Source organism: Paenarthrobacter nicotinovorans, assembly GCF_021919345.1.
GTDB lineage: Bacteria > Actinomycetota > Actinomycetes > Actinomycetales > Micrococcaceae > Arthrobacter > Arthrobacter nicotinovorans.
The window spans coordinates 3,357,062-3,370,334 of record NZ_CP089293.1 but is presented as its reverse complement, the minus strand read 5'-3'; the positions used below and the strand labels follow the sequence as shown (position 1 = coordinate 3,370,334).

General features: G+C 63.3%; 13 protein-coding genes. 9 read left to right on the top strand and 4 right to left on the bottom strand.

Annotated features, from left to right (window positions below):
- Window positions 1-14 precede the first annotated feature (14 nt).
- The 3 genes from JMY29_RS15620 to JMY29_RS15610 all read right to left on the bottom strand — a co-directional run bounded on the left by JMY29_RS15620 (window position 15) and on the right by JMY29_RS15610 (window position 2,589).
- Window positions 15-452: a VOC family protein gene (locus JMY29_RS15620; RefSeq protein WP_026267050.1), complete on the bottom strand. Its 438-nt coding sequence runs from the start codon at window positions 450-452 to the stop codon at window positions 15-17.
- Between the two features lie 105 nt (window positions 453-557).
- Window positions 558-1,286 carry a CPBP family intramembrane glutamic endopeptidase gene (locus JMY29_RS15615; RefSeq protein WP_064721441.1) on the bottom strand — a complete coding sequence of 243 codons (729 nt, stop codon included), beginning with the start codon at window positions 1,284-1,286 and terminating at the stop codon, window positions 558-560.
- Between the two features lie 52 nt (window positions 1,287-1,338).
- Window positions 1,339-2,589 carry an Nramp family divalent metal transporter gene (locus tag JMY29_RS15610; RefSeq protein ID WP_189075381.1) on the bottom strand — a complete coding sequence of 417 codons (1,251 nt, stop codon included), beginning with the start codon at window positions 2,587-2,589 and terminating at the stop codon, window positions 1,339-1,341.
- Window positions 2,590-2,957: 368 nt separating this feature from the next.
- Here JMY29_RS15610 and JMY29_RS15605 point away from each other — a divergent pair, with 368 nt between their 5' ends.
- Window positions 2,958-4,421: an amino acid permease gene (locus JMY29_RS15605; RefSeq protein WP_189075380.1), complete on the top strand. Its 1,464-nt coding sequence runs from the start codon at window positions 2,958-2,960 to the stop codon at window positions 4,419-4,421.
- A gap of 131 nt (window positions 4,422-4,552) precedes the next feature.
- Here JMY29_RS15605 and JMY29_RS15600 read toward each other — a convergent pair whose 3' ends face one another.
- Window positions 4,553-5,278, bottom strand: coding sequence for a dienelactone hydrolase family protein (locus JMY29_RS15600; protein WP_189075379.1), 726 nt, complete (start codon window positions 5,276-5,278; stop codon window positions 4,553-4,555).
- Window positions 5,279-5,378: 100 nt separating this feature from the next.
- Between JMY29_RS15600 and JMY29_RS20895 the strand changes: the two genes are divergently transcribed.
- The 8 genes from JMY29_RS20895 to paaZ all read left to right on the top strand — a co-directional run bounded on the left by JMY29_RS20895 (window position 5,379) and on the right by paaZ (window position 12,903).
- Entirely contained in the window at window positions 5,379-5,513 is a 135-nt protein-coding gene (locus JMY29_RS20895; protein ID WP_267912540.1) for a hypothetical protein, read from the top strand.
- Window positions 5,513-6,169, top strand: coding sequence for a pentapeptide repeat-containing protein (locus JMY29_RS15595; protein ID WP_189075378.1), 657 nt, complete (start codon window positions 5,513-5,515; stop codon window positions 6,167-6,169). Before JMY29_RS20895 ends, JMY29_RS15595 begins: the two co-directional genes overlap by 1 nt.
- Before the next feature lie 131 nt (window positions 6,170-6,300).
- Window positions 6,301-7,527, top strand: a complete 1,227-nt coding sequence (locus JMY29_RS15590) for a thiolase family protein (RefSeq protein WP_064721445.1) — start codon at window positions 6,301-6,303, stop codon at window positions 7,525-7,527.
- Window positions 7,527-8,330 (top strand): enoyl-CoA hydratase/isomerase family protein, encoded by an 804-nt coding sequence (locus JMY29_RS15585; protein WP_039242761.1) that lies wholly within the window; start codon window positions 7,527-7,529, stop codon window positions 8,328-8,330. Before JMY29_RS15590 ends, JMY29_RS15585 begins: the two co-directional genes overlap by 1 nt.
- Window positions 8,327-9,190, top strand: coding sequence for a 3-hydroxyacyl-CoA dehydrogenase family protein (locus tag JMY29_RS15580; RefSeq protein ID WP_039242760.1), 864 nt, complete (start codon window positions 8,327-8,329; stop codon window positions 9,188-9,190). The genes JMY29_RS15585 and JMY29_RS15580 overlap by 4 nt, the downstream gene beginning before the upstream one ends.
- Window positions 9,191-9,216: 26 nt before the next feature.
- Window positions 9,217-9,819: a GNAT family N-acetyltransferase gene (locus JMY29_RS15575; protein ID WP_039242759.1), complete on the top strand. Its 603-nt coding sequence runs from the start codon at window positions 9,217-9,219 to the stop codon at window positions 9,817-9,819.
- 128 nt (window positions 9,820-9,947) lie between these two features.
- A complete protein-coding gene (locus JMY29_RS15570; RefSeq protein ID WP_189075377.1) occupies window positions 9,948-10,676 on the top strand; it encodes a tyrosine-protein phosphatase in 729 nt (242 codons plus the stop codon).
- Between the two features lie 127 nt (window positions 10,677-10,803).
- Window positions 10,804-12,903, top strand: a complete 2,100-nt coding sequence (paaZ, locus tag JMY29_RS15565) for a phenylacetic acid degradation bifunctional protein PaaZ (RefSeq protein ID WP_189075376.1) — start codon at window positions 10,804-10,806, stop codon at window positions 12,901-12,903.
- Window positions 12,904-13,273 lie beyond the last annotated feature (370 nt).

Here is a 13,273-nt window from a genome sequence, read left to right as displayed (position 1 = left end):
GTCTAGTAATGGCCTTAGCTGATGCAGAACTCGTTGCCTTCGGGGTCGGCCATGGTGTGCCATTCCTGGGGTCCCTGGCGGGCGGTCCAGAGGTGTTTGGCGCCGCGGGCTTCCAGCTCCTTGCGCACGACGTCCTTGTCCCGGCCGTCCAGGCGGACGTCCCAGTGCACCCGGTTCTTGACGGTCTTGGGGTTGGGATCGGTCTGGAAGAGGATACGGCGGCCTGTTTTGGGATCGGTGTCTTCGGCGGGCACGATCGCACAGCCTTCGGCCCAGACGAGTTTGCCGTTGTGGGTGATGGTCTGGTCTTCGGTGGCGAATCCCTGCTCGATCATGGACCGGATGAACGCCTCGTCCTGGGGTTCCACGGTCCATTCGAGGGTCTCGGCCCACCAATCGGCGAGTTCGTGGGGCTTCCTGCAGTCGACGGCTACCTGGATGTTGAGTGTCATGCCCACCAAGCTATTCCGACGGCGGGTGGCTGGGTAGCGCAATGCGGTCAACTTCCGTCCGGGTTACCCGAGCGGGGGACAGTGCGCGTAGAGATTTGCTGTCCCTTAGTTGGACAGGAGCTCGGGCGGGACCGCGTAGATCAGCACGACGGCCATGAGGTTCTTGGCCGCGTGCACGAAGTAGGAAAACATCAGGTTCTTGCCTGTCCAGACATAGACGGCCACCAGCACCGCGGCCATTCCCAGATAGGGCGCCAAGGCTGAAAGCACCAGTCCTTCGCGGCCCACCACATGGATGGACGCGAAAACCACCACGGAGATCACGCAGCAGATCCAGATGTTCACATGCTGCGACAACTTGCCGATCAGGAGATGGCGGAATAGGTACTCCTCAACAAACGGCCCCAGAACCACCAGCAGGGGCACCATCAACCAGGCCGGAACGTGCTGCAGCAATCCCTGGATACCCAGTTGGTTCTCGGAGCTTTGGGCAGTCCCGAACGCGGCGACGAGCAGAGCCGTCAGGATAAGCATCACCACGATCGCGAGGGGAATCATGCCCAAGGTGAACCACGGACGCGTCCCCAGGATCTTCAGGTCACGTCCCGCCACACGCCAGGCTGACGCCGCGGCAAATATTCCGACGCCGGCATAGAAGACCGCGTTGACGGCATAGGACGCTGTGGCCGGGTCGGGAAACAGCTGAAGCATCAGCCGTTCGACTGCTTCCCCGCTGACCGTGAAGTAGACGGTGAACCCGAGATAGACGGCTACGGCCAAGGCATCCAGGGCAGTGAATCTGTACAAAGATGCCTTGGTATGAAGAGTGCCCATGGTTCCAGCCTAGCTTTGCTGCCTGATGCTCCGGATCAGGCCAGGCCGGATATCAGGACTGCCCTGTGAGGGTGAGCGTGATGAGGACACAGTTCAAACCGACGATCAGCACGGCACTTGTCCAACCCGCGATCTTCAGCGGCATGCCGTCGGTGTGGAGGCCCATGACATCCTTCTTGCCGGTGAGCCGGATCAGGGGAATCAAAGCGAAAGGAATACCGAAGCTGAGCAACACCTGGCTCAGCACCAGGGCGAGTGTCGGCTCAATGCCGGCCCCCAGCACGATCAGGGCGGGGATCAGGGTGATGACGCGGCGGGTGAGCAGGGGAATGCGGACTTTGAGGAGACCGCCCATGATGGTCGCGCCGGCATAGCAACCAACCGATGTGGACGCCAGTCCGGATGCCAGCAGGCCGATGGCAAAGATCACGCCGATGGCCGGGCCCAGGGCGGACGTCACCGCGGCGTGGGCGCCGGCGATGGTGTCCGTGCCTTCTATGCCGCGCAGGCTGGAGGCGGCAAGAAGGAGCATGGAGATGTTGACGACCCCGGCCAGGAGCAGGGCGCCGACGACGTCCGTGCGGGTGGCGCGGATCAGCTTTGTCCGGATGGCGGGGTCCGGGGAGAAGCCGTGCCGGTCGCGGGCAAGGGCCGAGTGGAGGTAGATCGCGTGGGGCATCACGGTGGCGCCCAGCATGCTCGCTGCCAGAAGGATGGTGTCCGTACCTTCAAAACGCGGAACCAGCCCGCCAAGGGCGCTCCCTGCATCCGGGGGATTGACGAACAGCCCGGACACGAAGCCCACGGCGATGATCCCCAGGAGAACCAGGATGGCGTACTCGAAGGAGCGCTGGCCCCGCCGCGACTGCAAGGCCAAAAGCAGCATGGAGGCGATGCCGACGATCACGCCACCGGCAAGCAGCGGAATTCCGAACAGCAGGTTCAAGGCCACGGCTCCACCGATGACTTCCGCCATATCCGTGGCTCCGGCAACAACTTCAGCTTGCAGCCAATAGAGGCGCCGGCGCTTGTTGCCGAGCCGCTTGCCAAGAATCTCAGGGAGGCTCATTCCTGTGGCGAGGCCGAGTTTGGCTGACTGGTACTGGACCAGGACTGCCATGGCGTTCGCTACAACCAGGACCCAGACCAGCAGGTAGCCGTAGTTGGCACCGGCCGTGAGGTTGGCTGCGACGTTTCCCGGATCCACGTAGGCGATCGCAGCAACGAAGGCAGGTCCCAGGAGCAGGAGCCGGGACCATACTTTGCCGGGGGTGGCACGTGTTTCCAGGGTGGGTGCAGCCATTGGGGTTCCTCATCGTTGGGGGTACTCACTACGAGGATAGCGAAATTTAGGCATACCGAAAAGTTTTATTTAGGCAATCCATTGGAGAACCGAAATCCGGGGTCGGAGATGGCCCATCCAGCGGATAAATATGGGCCATATCCGACCCCGCGTGGCTTCCGGAGAAAGGGGTGCTGTTGCCTGCGTCACGGGCATTCCGGTTAATCCCGTAAGATAGACGGGTTGCGCGAAGCTTCGGCGTTCTGCGTTCTTTGTCACACTTCGGGATCCTCAAAGCGGGAAAGCTCGAATTATGTGTGCCAAAGCCGCCCGTGTCCCGGCACTGGGCGAAACCCCTACAGCAATACCCCAACCCACAAGGAACAGCTGTGCCGCAAAGTACTCCCACAGATCTCCAGAGCCCCAAGGCCTCATCCACAGCCGCAGGCTCTACCCTCAGCGCCGAGGGATACAAAAAGACCCTGAGCCGCCGCCACGTCACCATGATCGCCATGGGTGGCGCCATCGGCGTCGGCCTCTTCATGGGTGCCGGTGGCCGCCTGGCCTCCACGGGCCCGGCCCTCATCTTCTCCTACGCCATCGCCGGCGTCATCGCCTACCTGCTGATGCGCGCACTCGGTGAGCTCATCATGTACCGCCAGACGTCGGGCTCCTTCGTGAGCTACGCCGGCGAAATGTTCGGCAAGAAGGGCGCCTTCCTCTCCGGTTGGATGTACTTCATCAACTGGGCCATGACGGGCATTGCCGAACTCATCGCGATCGGACTGTACTTCCAGTTCTTCTTCCCCAACGTTCCTATTGAACTGTCCGCCATTGCCGCATTGGTGCTGTTGGTGGCTGTGAACCTGTTCAGCGTCAAGGCGTTCGGCGAGTTCGAATTCTGGGCATCCTGCCTCAAGGTCGCAGCAATCGTGATCTTCCTGGCCGTTGGCACGTTCATGGTTGTCACCAACGCCAAGGTGGGCGAGGGCCATGCGTCTGTTGCCAACCTCTTCCACGAAGACGGCGGCATGTTCCCCAAGGGCGGCCTGGTGATGATCCTGGTCCTCAACGCCGTGATCTTCGCTTACAACGCCATTGAACTCGTCGGCATCACCGCAGGTGAGATGGAGAACCCGGAACGCGAAGTTCCCAAGGCGATCCGCGCCGTCGTATTCCGCATCGTTGTCTTCTACGTCGGTTCGGTGACGCTGCTTGCCATGCTGCTGCCGTCCGACCAGTACGTCGCCGGCACCTCGCCGTTCGTTACCGTGTTCGGCCAGATGGGACTTGGCTGGATGGGCGATGTCATGAACATGATCGTCATCACCGCCGCGCTGTCCTCCTGCAACTCCGGTCTCTACTCGATCGGCCGTATCTTCCGCACCATGGCCAACAATGGCCACGCCCCGCAGTGGCTCACCAAGATGTCCACCCGCCATGTGCCGTACGCGGCCATCCTCGCGATCGGCGGCGTGTACCTCGTTGGCATCCTGCTCAACATCTGGCTGGGTGGCTCGCACGCCTTCGACCTCGCACTGAACACGGCCTCCATCGGCGTGATCTTCACGTGGGGTTCCATCTTCGCCAGCCAGATCGCGCTTCGTAAGAAGCATGGCAAGGTCTCCAGCCTCCCCATGCCCGGTTCGCCGTGGACCAGCTGGCTGGGTTTGGTCGCCCTGCTTGCCATCACTGTGCTGATCGGTTTCGACACCATGACCGACAAGGCAACAGGCGAGGTCTTCCTGCTGGGCCTGTGGACCCTTGCCACCATTCCGTTCTTCGCCCTGGTGCTGTGGATCGGCTGGCAGAAGGTCAAGAACAACCAGCCGAAGAGCGAGCTTTTCAGCTGACGCTTATGAGCTGACAGAGGCTCGACGACGGGCGCCCCCTCCAGTGATTGGTTCACCGGAAGGGGCGCCCGCCGTCGTTTCGGCCCGCTTTTGCCCGAATCAGCTTTTGCCCGGGTCAGCTTTTGCCCGGGTCAGCCTGCCAGGTGCTTCGCGAAATGCTTTTCGATGCGCCGCCATGCTTCCGGGGCGGAGGCTGGATCGGGTTTGATGCCCATGACCCGCGTCAGGGGGCGGAGCAGCTTCGGTCCTACCGGGGCGTCGTTCATGAAGGCGTGGCCCGCCGTCGGAAATTCCTTGACGTCATGCTCAATGCCGAGGCTGTTGAGGGCCTGATCCAGCTTGGCGGCAGCTCCGGGCAGGGTGCGGTCCTTGCCGCCGTAATTGGCAACCACCGGACACGCGCCTTGGAGGGCGTTATGCAGGTCCCGCGGGAGTTGGCCGTAGTTCACGGCCGCGGCGTCAAAACCATCGTTTGCGGCGAGTAACGCGAAAGCGCCGCCCATGCAGAAGCCGATGACGCCCACCTTGCCGGTGCACCTGTCATCGTTGCGCAACCACTCTTTGGCGGTGGCCACATCGGTGAAAGCCCGGCCCTCGCCCGAGAGCATAGAGCGCATGGTGGCGACGAGGCAGCGCCTTGCACCGCCGTCGCTGTACAGATCCACCGCGAGCGTCAGGTAGCCCGCCGTCGCCAGCCGGTCAGCCTGGCGACGCATCACATCATCCAATCCAAAGGCTTCGTGGATCATCACCACCCCGGGAAACGGACCCTCGCCCGGGGGCTCGGCCAGGTATCCCTTGAGGGACACTGAGCCTCCCGCTGCTTTGCTCTGTCCGCTCAAATCGATGGTGACCATGGGGTGGCCTTTCGGTGTGGTTTCCAGCGCCGGCGGTGGTTTGGCAGGGTTGCTGACCCCCGGGGACGGTTTTGTCGGCGCCCGGGGATAGGCTCGAAGCATGGAACCAGCCACCACTTTGACGCAGCATATCAACGCCGGACCGGAGCGGGCCCGGGCCGGCTTGCCGGATCTTCCGCCGGACACCGGGACCACCGCTCCAGCGGCGATTGCAAGAAAAGCGGAGGCGCTCTGATGGCGGCTGCGAAGGTGGCGGCCCCCAAGATCTCCCCGGTGCGGTTGGATGAACTGCGCGACGACGACGCCCCGGAGTTCCAGCGCGGCGAACGGTACGACGGCGTCCGGCTCACCCGGGTCTCGGCGGACGGGGAGGAACTGAGCGGCGCGGATTTCATTGAGTGTGAATTCAACGGTGTGTCCTTCAACGAGGCACAACTGCGGGGAGCGACGTTCCGTGAGTGCATCCTGGCTGAGCCGTACGCGCCCGTGTTCATGGCTGCGCGTACGTCCTGGCAGGATGTCGAGATCACCAATCCCCGATGGGGTTCGGCCGAACTTTATGAGGGCAACTGGCGCTCGGTCCGAATCGACGGCGGCAAGCTGGACTACGTGAATCTCCGTGGTTCCAAGCTCATGGATGTCCAGATCTCCGATTGCATCATCAACGAACTCGATCTCGGTGGATGCACGGGAACGCGGGTGGCGTTGAAGAACTGCACCATCGGAACCCTTGATGTGACGGGCGCCAAGCTCAAGGACGTGGATCTGCGGACATCGGAGTTTCGGGGAATCAATGGTTTGGCCGGGCTGGCGGGGGCGGTTATCGACGATTACCAGTTGAGCTTGATGGCGCCGTTGTTGGCCGGTCATCTCGGAATCCGGGTGGTCTGAGCGGGGTGGGATGCGGTCCGGCGGGCAGCTTCATCTGTTGACCCTCCCGCTGGGCCGTGTAATCTTTATAGAACGAACGGTCGGTATATTATTCGAGGCCGGTCCCTTTCACTTTCGCGAAGGATGTTCTCATGGTCGAGGCTTTTCTTGTTGGCGGCGCACGGACGCCTGTGGGTCGCTATGGTGGGGCGCTGTCCTCAGTCCGACCCGATGATCTCGCCGCATTGGTGGTCCGGGAAGCTGTGGCGCGTGCCGGCGTCGACCCTGACTCGATTGATGAGGTGATCCTCGGCAACGCCAACGGCGCCGGGGAGGAAAACCGCAATGTTGCCCGAATGGCAACCCTCCTTGCCGGGCTTCCCCTCCACATCCCGGGCATTACGGTCAACCGGCTCTGCGCTTCCGGATTGAGCGCCATCATCATGGCCAGTCAGATGATCAAATCCGGTGCCGCGGACATCGTGGTTGCCGGCGGCGTCGAGTCCATGAGCCGTGCGCCGTGGGTCCAGGAGAAGCCGACCACGGCCTTCGCCAAGCCTGGCCAGATTTTTGATACCTCCATCGGCTGGCGCTTCGCCAACCCGCTCTTCACCAAGGGCGAGCTGTCGCGCGACGGCAAGATGACCTACTCAATGCCGGAAACTGCCGAGGAAGTCGGCCGTGTGGACAATATCTCCCGCGAAGACGCCGACGCGTTTGCCGTTCGGTCGCACGAGCGTGCGCTGGCAGCCATCGCCGGCGGACGGTTCAAAGATGAGATCGTTCCCGTCACCGTGAAAACGCGGAAGTCCGAGACCGTGGTGGACACGGACGAAGGCCCCCGGGAAGGAACCACCATGGACGTCCTTGCCGGATTGCGCCCCGTGGTTCCCGGTGGATCCGTGGTCACCGCCGGGAACTCCTCCTCCCTCAACGACGGCGCTTCGGCCATCATCGTCGCCTCCGAAGCCGCCATCAAGAAGTTCGGCCTCACACCACGCGCCCGCATCATCGACGGCGCCTCAGCCGGCTGCGAGCCCGAGATCATGGGCATCGGTCCCGTCCCTGCCACCCAAAAGGTGCTGGCCCGCACCGGGCTCAGCGTCGACCAGCTCGGTGCCGTGGAACTCAACGAGGCTTTCGCCACCCAGTCCCTCGCCAGCATGCGTCGCCTTGGACTTGACCCTGAAATCGTCAACAACGACGGCGGTGCCATCAGTTTGGGACACCCCCTCGGTTCCAGCGGCTCAAGGATCGCCATCACACTGCTGGGCCGGATGGAACGCGAATTGGCCTCGGCGACGGGACCGAAACTCGGCCTGGCCACCATGTGCATCGGCGTGGGCCAAGGCACGGCAATGCTGCTGGAAGGCGTGTAATGGCACTGAATCCTGAAGACTTCACTACGCTCCTGCTCGAAGAACGCGACGACCGCCTGACCGTTCTGCTGAACCGCCCCGAGGTCCGCAACGCGATCGACCAGAAAATGGTGGACGAGCTTCATGCCGTGTGTGCCGAGCTGGAGCGGAACCCCAGAATACTGATCATTGCCGGTACCGACGGCGTGTTCGCCTCCGGTGCCGATATCGGCCAGTTGCGTGAGCGGCGCCGGGACGACGCTTTGCAGGGCATCAACTCCACGATCTTTGTCCGCATCGCCAAGCTGCCCATGCCCGTCATCGCGGCGTTGGATGGTTACTGCCTGGGCGGCGGCGCTGAGTTGGCTTACGCTGCCGATTTCCGGATCGGCACCCCGAGCGTGCGCATCGGCAACCCGGAAACCGGATTGGGCATCATGGCCGCTGCCGGCGCCACCTGGCGTCTCAAGGAACTCGTCGGGGAACCGAAAGCCAAGGAGATCCTCCTGGCCGGGGCGGTACTGCGGGCTGAAGAGGCGCTGCGGATCAACCTCATTACCGGGATCTACGAAGCTCCCGAGCTGATGGATGCGGCCCATGCCCTGGCAGACCGGATCGCCCGCCAGGATCCGATGGCCGTGCGCATCACCAAATCGGTGTTCCACGCGCCGGCGGAGGCCCATCCCGTGATCGACACCCTCGCCCAGGGGATCCTCTTTGAGTCCCAGGCGAAGTTCGACCGCATGCAGGCATTCCTCGACAAGAAGTCGGCCAAAGCTTCGCAAGACTCCGACGCTTCCACGCAGGACAGGACGCAGAAATGACCACAGTATCCGCAATCCCGCACGTCGTAGGTGTCCTCGGCGGAGGCCGGATGGGCGCCGGCATCGCGCACGCCTTCCTCACCAAAGGTGCCACGGTCATTGTGGTGGAACGCGACCATGAGGCTGCAGCCGGTGCGCACTCCCGGGTAGCCGACGCCGTGGCCAAATCCGCAGCGCGTGGCACCCTCACTGAAACAACCGACGAGGCAATGTCGCGCTTCAGTACCTCCACGGACTACGAATCCTTCGTCCACTGCGGCCTGGTGGTGGAAGCCGTCCCAGAGGACTACGACCTCAAGGTCACGGCGCTCAAGGCCGTGGAGGACCACCTGTCTGCCGATGCTTTCCTGGCCTCCAACACGTCGTCGCTGTCTGTCACAGGACTCGCCAACGAACTTCGCCGGCCTGCAAACTTCGTCGGGCTGCACTTCTTCAACCCTGTTCCCGCATCCACCCTCATCGAGGTGGTGCTGGCCAAGGAGACGTCTCCCGAACTCGCTGAAGCGGCAAAAAGCTGGACGGAGGCACTCGGCAAGACTGCCGTCGTCGTCAATGACGCTCCGGGCTTTGCATCCTCACGGCTGGGGGTGGCCATAGCCCTGGAAGCGATGCGCATGGTGGAAGAGGGCGTGGCGTCCGCGGAGGACATCGATGCCGCGATGGTTCTCGGCTACAAGCACCCCACGGGCCCGCTGAAGACTACGGACATTGTCGGGTTGGACGTGCGGCTTGGCATTGCCGAGTACCTGCAGTCCACGCTGGGAGACCGTTTTGCTCCGCCACAGATCCTGCGGGACAAAGTGGCGCGGGGAGAGCTGGGCCGTAAAACGGGCAAGGGCTTCTTCGACTGGAACGACTAAGCGCTGGGTCCGGTTAGGCTATCCGGGTGACTTTCATTGAACCCATTACCCTGACCGGCAAGTTCGTGACACTTGAGCCGTTGAGCCAGGAACACCACGATGGCCTGGTGGATGCGGCCCGCGACGGAGATCTGTGGAAGCTTTGGTACACCTCCGTTCCGACGCCGGAGGGCATGGCTGCGGACATCGAGCGTCGCCTTTCCTTGCAGGAGGCCGGCTCCATGCTGCCGTTCGCCACGCGCTCCAAAGCCACGGGCAAACTGATCGGCATGACCACTTACATGAACATCGACGCCGCGACCCCTCGCGTGGAGATCGGTTCCACCTGGAACGCGGCGTCGGCGCACGGTACAGGAACCAACCCGGATTCCAAGCTGCTGCTGCTGCGGCACGCCTTTGAGACCCTGGGCTGCCCGGCCGTGGAATTCCGCACGCACTGGCTGAACCACCAGTCCCGTGAAGCCATTGCCCGGCTCGGCGCCAAGCAGGACGGGGTTCTCCGGAACCACTCCCGCACCAAGGACGGCGTGCTTCGCGACACAGTGGTGTTCTCCATCCTTGAGCACGAGTGGCCGGCTGTGCGTAACGGTCTCGAGTACCGGCTGGCCAAGTACGGCGCCGAGGGGTGAGCTTTCGGCGGTAAGCGCCCGCGGTTGGTCCCGAGAGCTCACCCCTCGGCGCGCAGTTAGTCCCGAGAGCTCACCCCTCGGCGCGCAGGCGGTCCCTTCCGGCCCGTCGATGTGCTTAGCTGGCTGCTATGGACGGGACTTCTTCAACGCACCAAAGTGTCCACTGGGATGGCGCTGTCAACGCCTGGAAGATCGCCGGCGACGTGTACCGGATGGGTCGCCACGAATGGGTCACCGGGGACGGTTGGCAGCAAATGTACGACGACGGCGTCCGCACCGTGATCGATCTCCGCGCCTCGCGCGAGCGGCGGCAACGCGACACGGATCCTGAGGTGCCGGACGATGTGAAGGCGCGCATCGACGTCGTCCATTGCCCCACGGAAGACCCGGACCACAGCCAATTCAGTGAGCTGTTCGGCCCGTACCTGAGGGATCCAGCCCAGTACGGCGACTATCTGCAGCTGTTCGGGGAGAAGGTCGCCGCCGTCTTCAAAGCCATCGCTGCCTCACCGGGCAAAGTGGTGGTGCACTGTTCTGCCGGGAGGGACCGGAGCGGAATGATCGCCCTGATGCTGCAGCGGCTCGCGGGGATGGACGATCAGGAAATCCTTGCCGGGTATGAGCTTGCTGCCCGCGGGATCAATGAGCGGCACCGGACCCATGGGGCGCCCCACGCACATGATCCGTATCTTCCCGACGAGCAGCTCGAGGCCATGTTGGCTGAACGCCTGGCGGCTTTGCGGAGCTTCCTGGCTTCGCTTGATGTTGCCGGATTCCTCACGGACAACGGGCTTTCTCCGGAGGAGCTGGGCACGGTCCGGGCCAAGGTGGGAGCCGGGGCGGGCTTCTCCGCTTGAAAAACAACTGCTGTACTCGCCGGGGGATTCATGTACCCTGTATATATTACCGAACGGCCGGTCAGTAATGTTGGCTTCAGTCATCTGACCGTGCCGATTTCCTGTGCCTTGGAAGGACCCGTCGACGATGACCACTACCGCAGTCGCCCCGGAAACCACAGCCGTTGCCACCGTCCCCAGCTACGTCCAGGATGCCTGGTGGACCCCGGCCCCCGATGCCAAGAAGGTTCCTGTTCGCGACGCCAGCACCGGAGAAATCCTGGCGAACGTGAGCACCGACGGCCTGGACCTGGCCGCCGTCGTGCATTTCGCGCGGACCACCGGCCAGGCCGAACTCGGGAAGCTGACGTTCCACCAGCGCGCCCTCAAGCTCAAAGAGCTTGCCATGTACCTCAACGGGCGCCGTGAAGAGCTGTACGCGTCGTCCTCGCAGAGCGGCGCCACCAAGATCGACAACATGATCGACATCGACGGCGGCATCGGCGTCCTCTTCACCTTCGGTTCCAAGGGCCGCCGCGAACTCCCGAACTCGCAGGTCATTGTCGACGGCCCCATGGAGGTGCTCTCCAAGGACGGCTCGTTTGCCGGTGAGCACATCTACACCCGCATTCCGGGCGTCGCAGTTCAGATCAACGCCTTCAACTTCCCCGTCTGGGGCATGCTGGAAAAGTTCGCCCCGGCGTTCCTGGCCGGCGTTCCCACCATCGTGAAGCCCGCCACGCCCACCGGCTATGTGGCCGCTGACGCCGTCAAGGCAATCGTCGAGTCCGGCATCCTCCCGGCCGGTTCCCTGCAGCTGATCTCCGGGTCTGCCCGGACCATCCTGGACGAACTCGACTACCGCGACCTCGTTTCCTTCACGGGCTCGGCATCCACCGCCAACTCCCTCAAATCCCATCGGAACGTGGTGCAGGGCGGGGTCCGCTTCACCTCCGAGACCGACTCGCTCAACGCAGCAATCCTTGGCCCCGACGCCGTTCCCGGGACCCCTGAATTCGATGCCTTCGTCAAAGCCGTCGTCACCGAGATGACCGTCAAGGCCGGCCAGAAGTGCACTGCCATCCGCCGCATCATCGTTCCCCAGGAGTTGACCGCTGACGTCGCGGCCGCCGTCGGAGCCCGCATCAACGAACGAGTCGTACTCGGCGACCCGCGCGCCGAGGGCGTCACCATGGGCGCCCTGGCTTCCCTCGAACAGCTCGCCGACGTCCGCGCGGCCGTGCAGTCAATGCTCGACGCCGGAGGTGAACTTGCGTACGGATCCCTCGATTCGCCGTCGGTCACCTCCGTTGGAGGCACCGTAGGAGTTGTGGAGGACGGCGCGTTCATGTCGCCCGTGCTCCTCAGCTGGGCAGACGCCGAAGCCGAAGAAGTCCACTCCCTGGAAGCCTTCGGGCCGGTTTCTTCCGTGCTCGGGTACTCCGACCTTGCCGATGCCATCCGCCTGGCAGCCCGCGGCTCAGGCTCGCTGGTGGCTTCCGTGTGCACCAACGATCCCGCTGTCGCCCGCGAACTGGTGACAGGAATCGCAGCCCACCACGGCCGCGTGCACATGCTCAACCGCGAAGACGCACGATCCTCCACCGGACACGGCTCGCCGGTGCCCCATTTGGTCCACGGCGGTCCGGGCCGCGCCGGCGGTGGCGAGGAACTGGGTGGCATCCGTTCCGTCCTGCACCACATGCAGCGCACGGCCATCCAAGGTTCGCCGAACATGCTCACCGCGGTCACTGGCCAGTGGCACACCGGCGCCGACCGCAGCTTCACTGTGGAAACAGAAGGCGAGCACCCGTTCCGGAAGCACCTTTCGACCCTCCGCATTGGTGACGCCGTCCGTTCGGAACTGCGCGAGGTCAGGCTTGAAGACATCACCGCCTTCGCGAACTCCACGGGCGACACCTTCTACGCGCACACCAACCAGGAAGCCGCCGAAGCCAACCCCTTCTTCCCGGGCATCGTGGCCCACGGCTACTTGCTGCTGAGCTGGGCCGCGGGGCTGTTCGTGGAGCCCGCGCCGGGGCCCGTGCTGGCCAACTACGGCCTGGAGAACCTGCGCTTCATCACCCCGGTCGCAGCCGGCGACTCCATCCGCGTCACACTGACGGCCAAGAAGATCACCCCGCGTGAAACGGACGAATACGGCGAGGTGGCGTGGGACGCCGTCCTGACCAACCAGAACGACGAGATCGTGGCCACCTACGACGTCCTGACCCTCGTGGAGAAGTAACCCTTCCTCACGTTCCTTGGGTTTGGTCGTGACGCTTGCTCACATCCCGCGTGTTTGGTGGTGACGCTTGCTCACACCCCCCGTGTTTGATGCCGACGCTCACGTTCCTTGGGTTTGGTGGTGACGCTTGCTCAAATCCCGCGTGTTTGGTGGTGTCGCTTGCTCACGTTCCTAGGGTTTGGTGGTGTTGCTTCACGTTCCTTGGGTTTGGTGGTGTTGCTTCACGTTCCTTGGGTTTGGTGGTAACCCTTCCTCACGTTCCTAGGGTTTGGTGGTGTTGCTTGCTCACGTTCCTTGGGTTTGGTGGTAACCCTTCCTCACGTTCCTAGGGTTTGGTGCTGACGCTTGCTCACGAACGAAACGCCTTCTC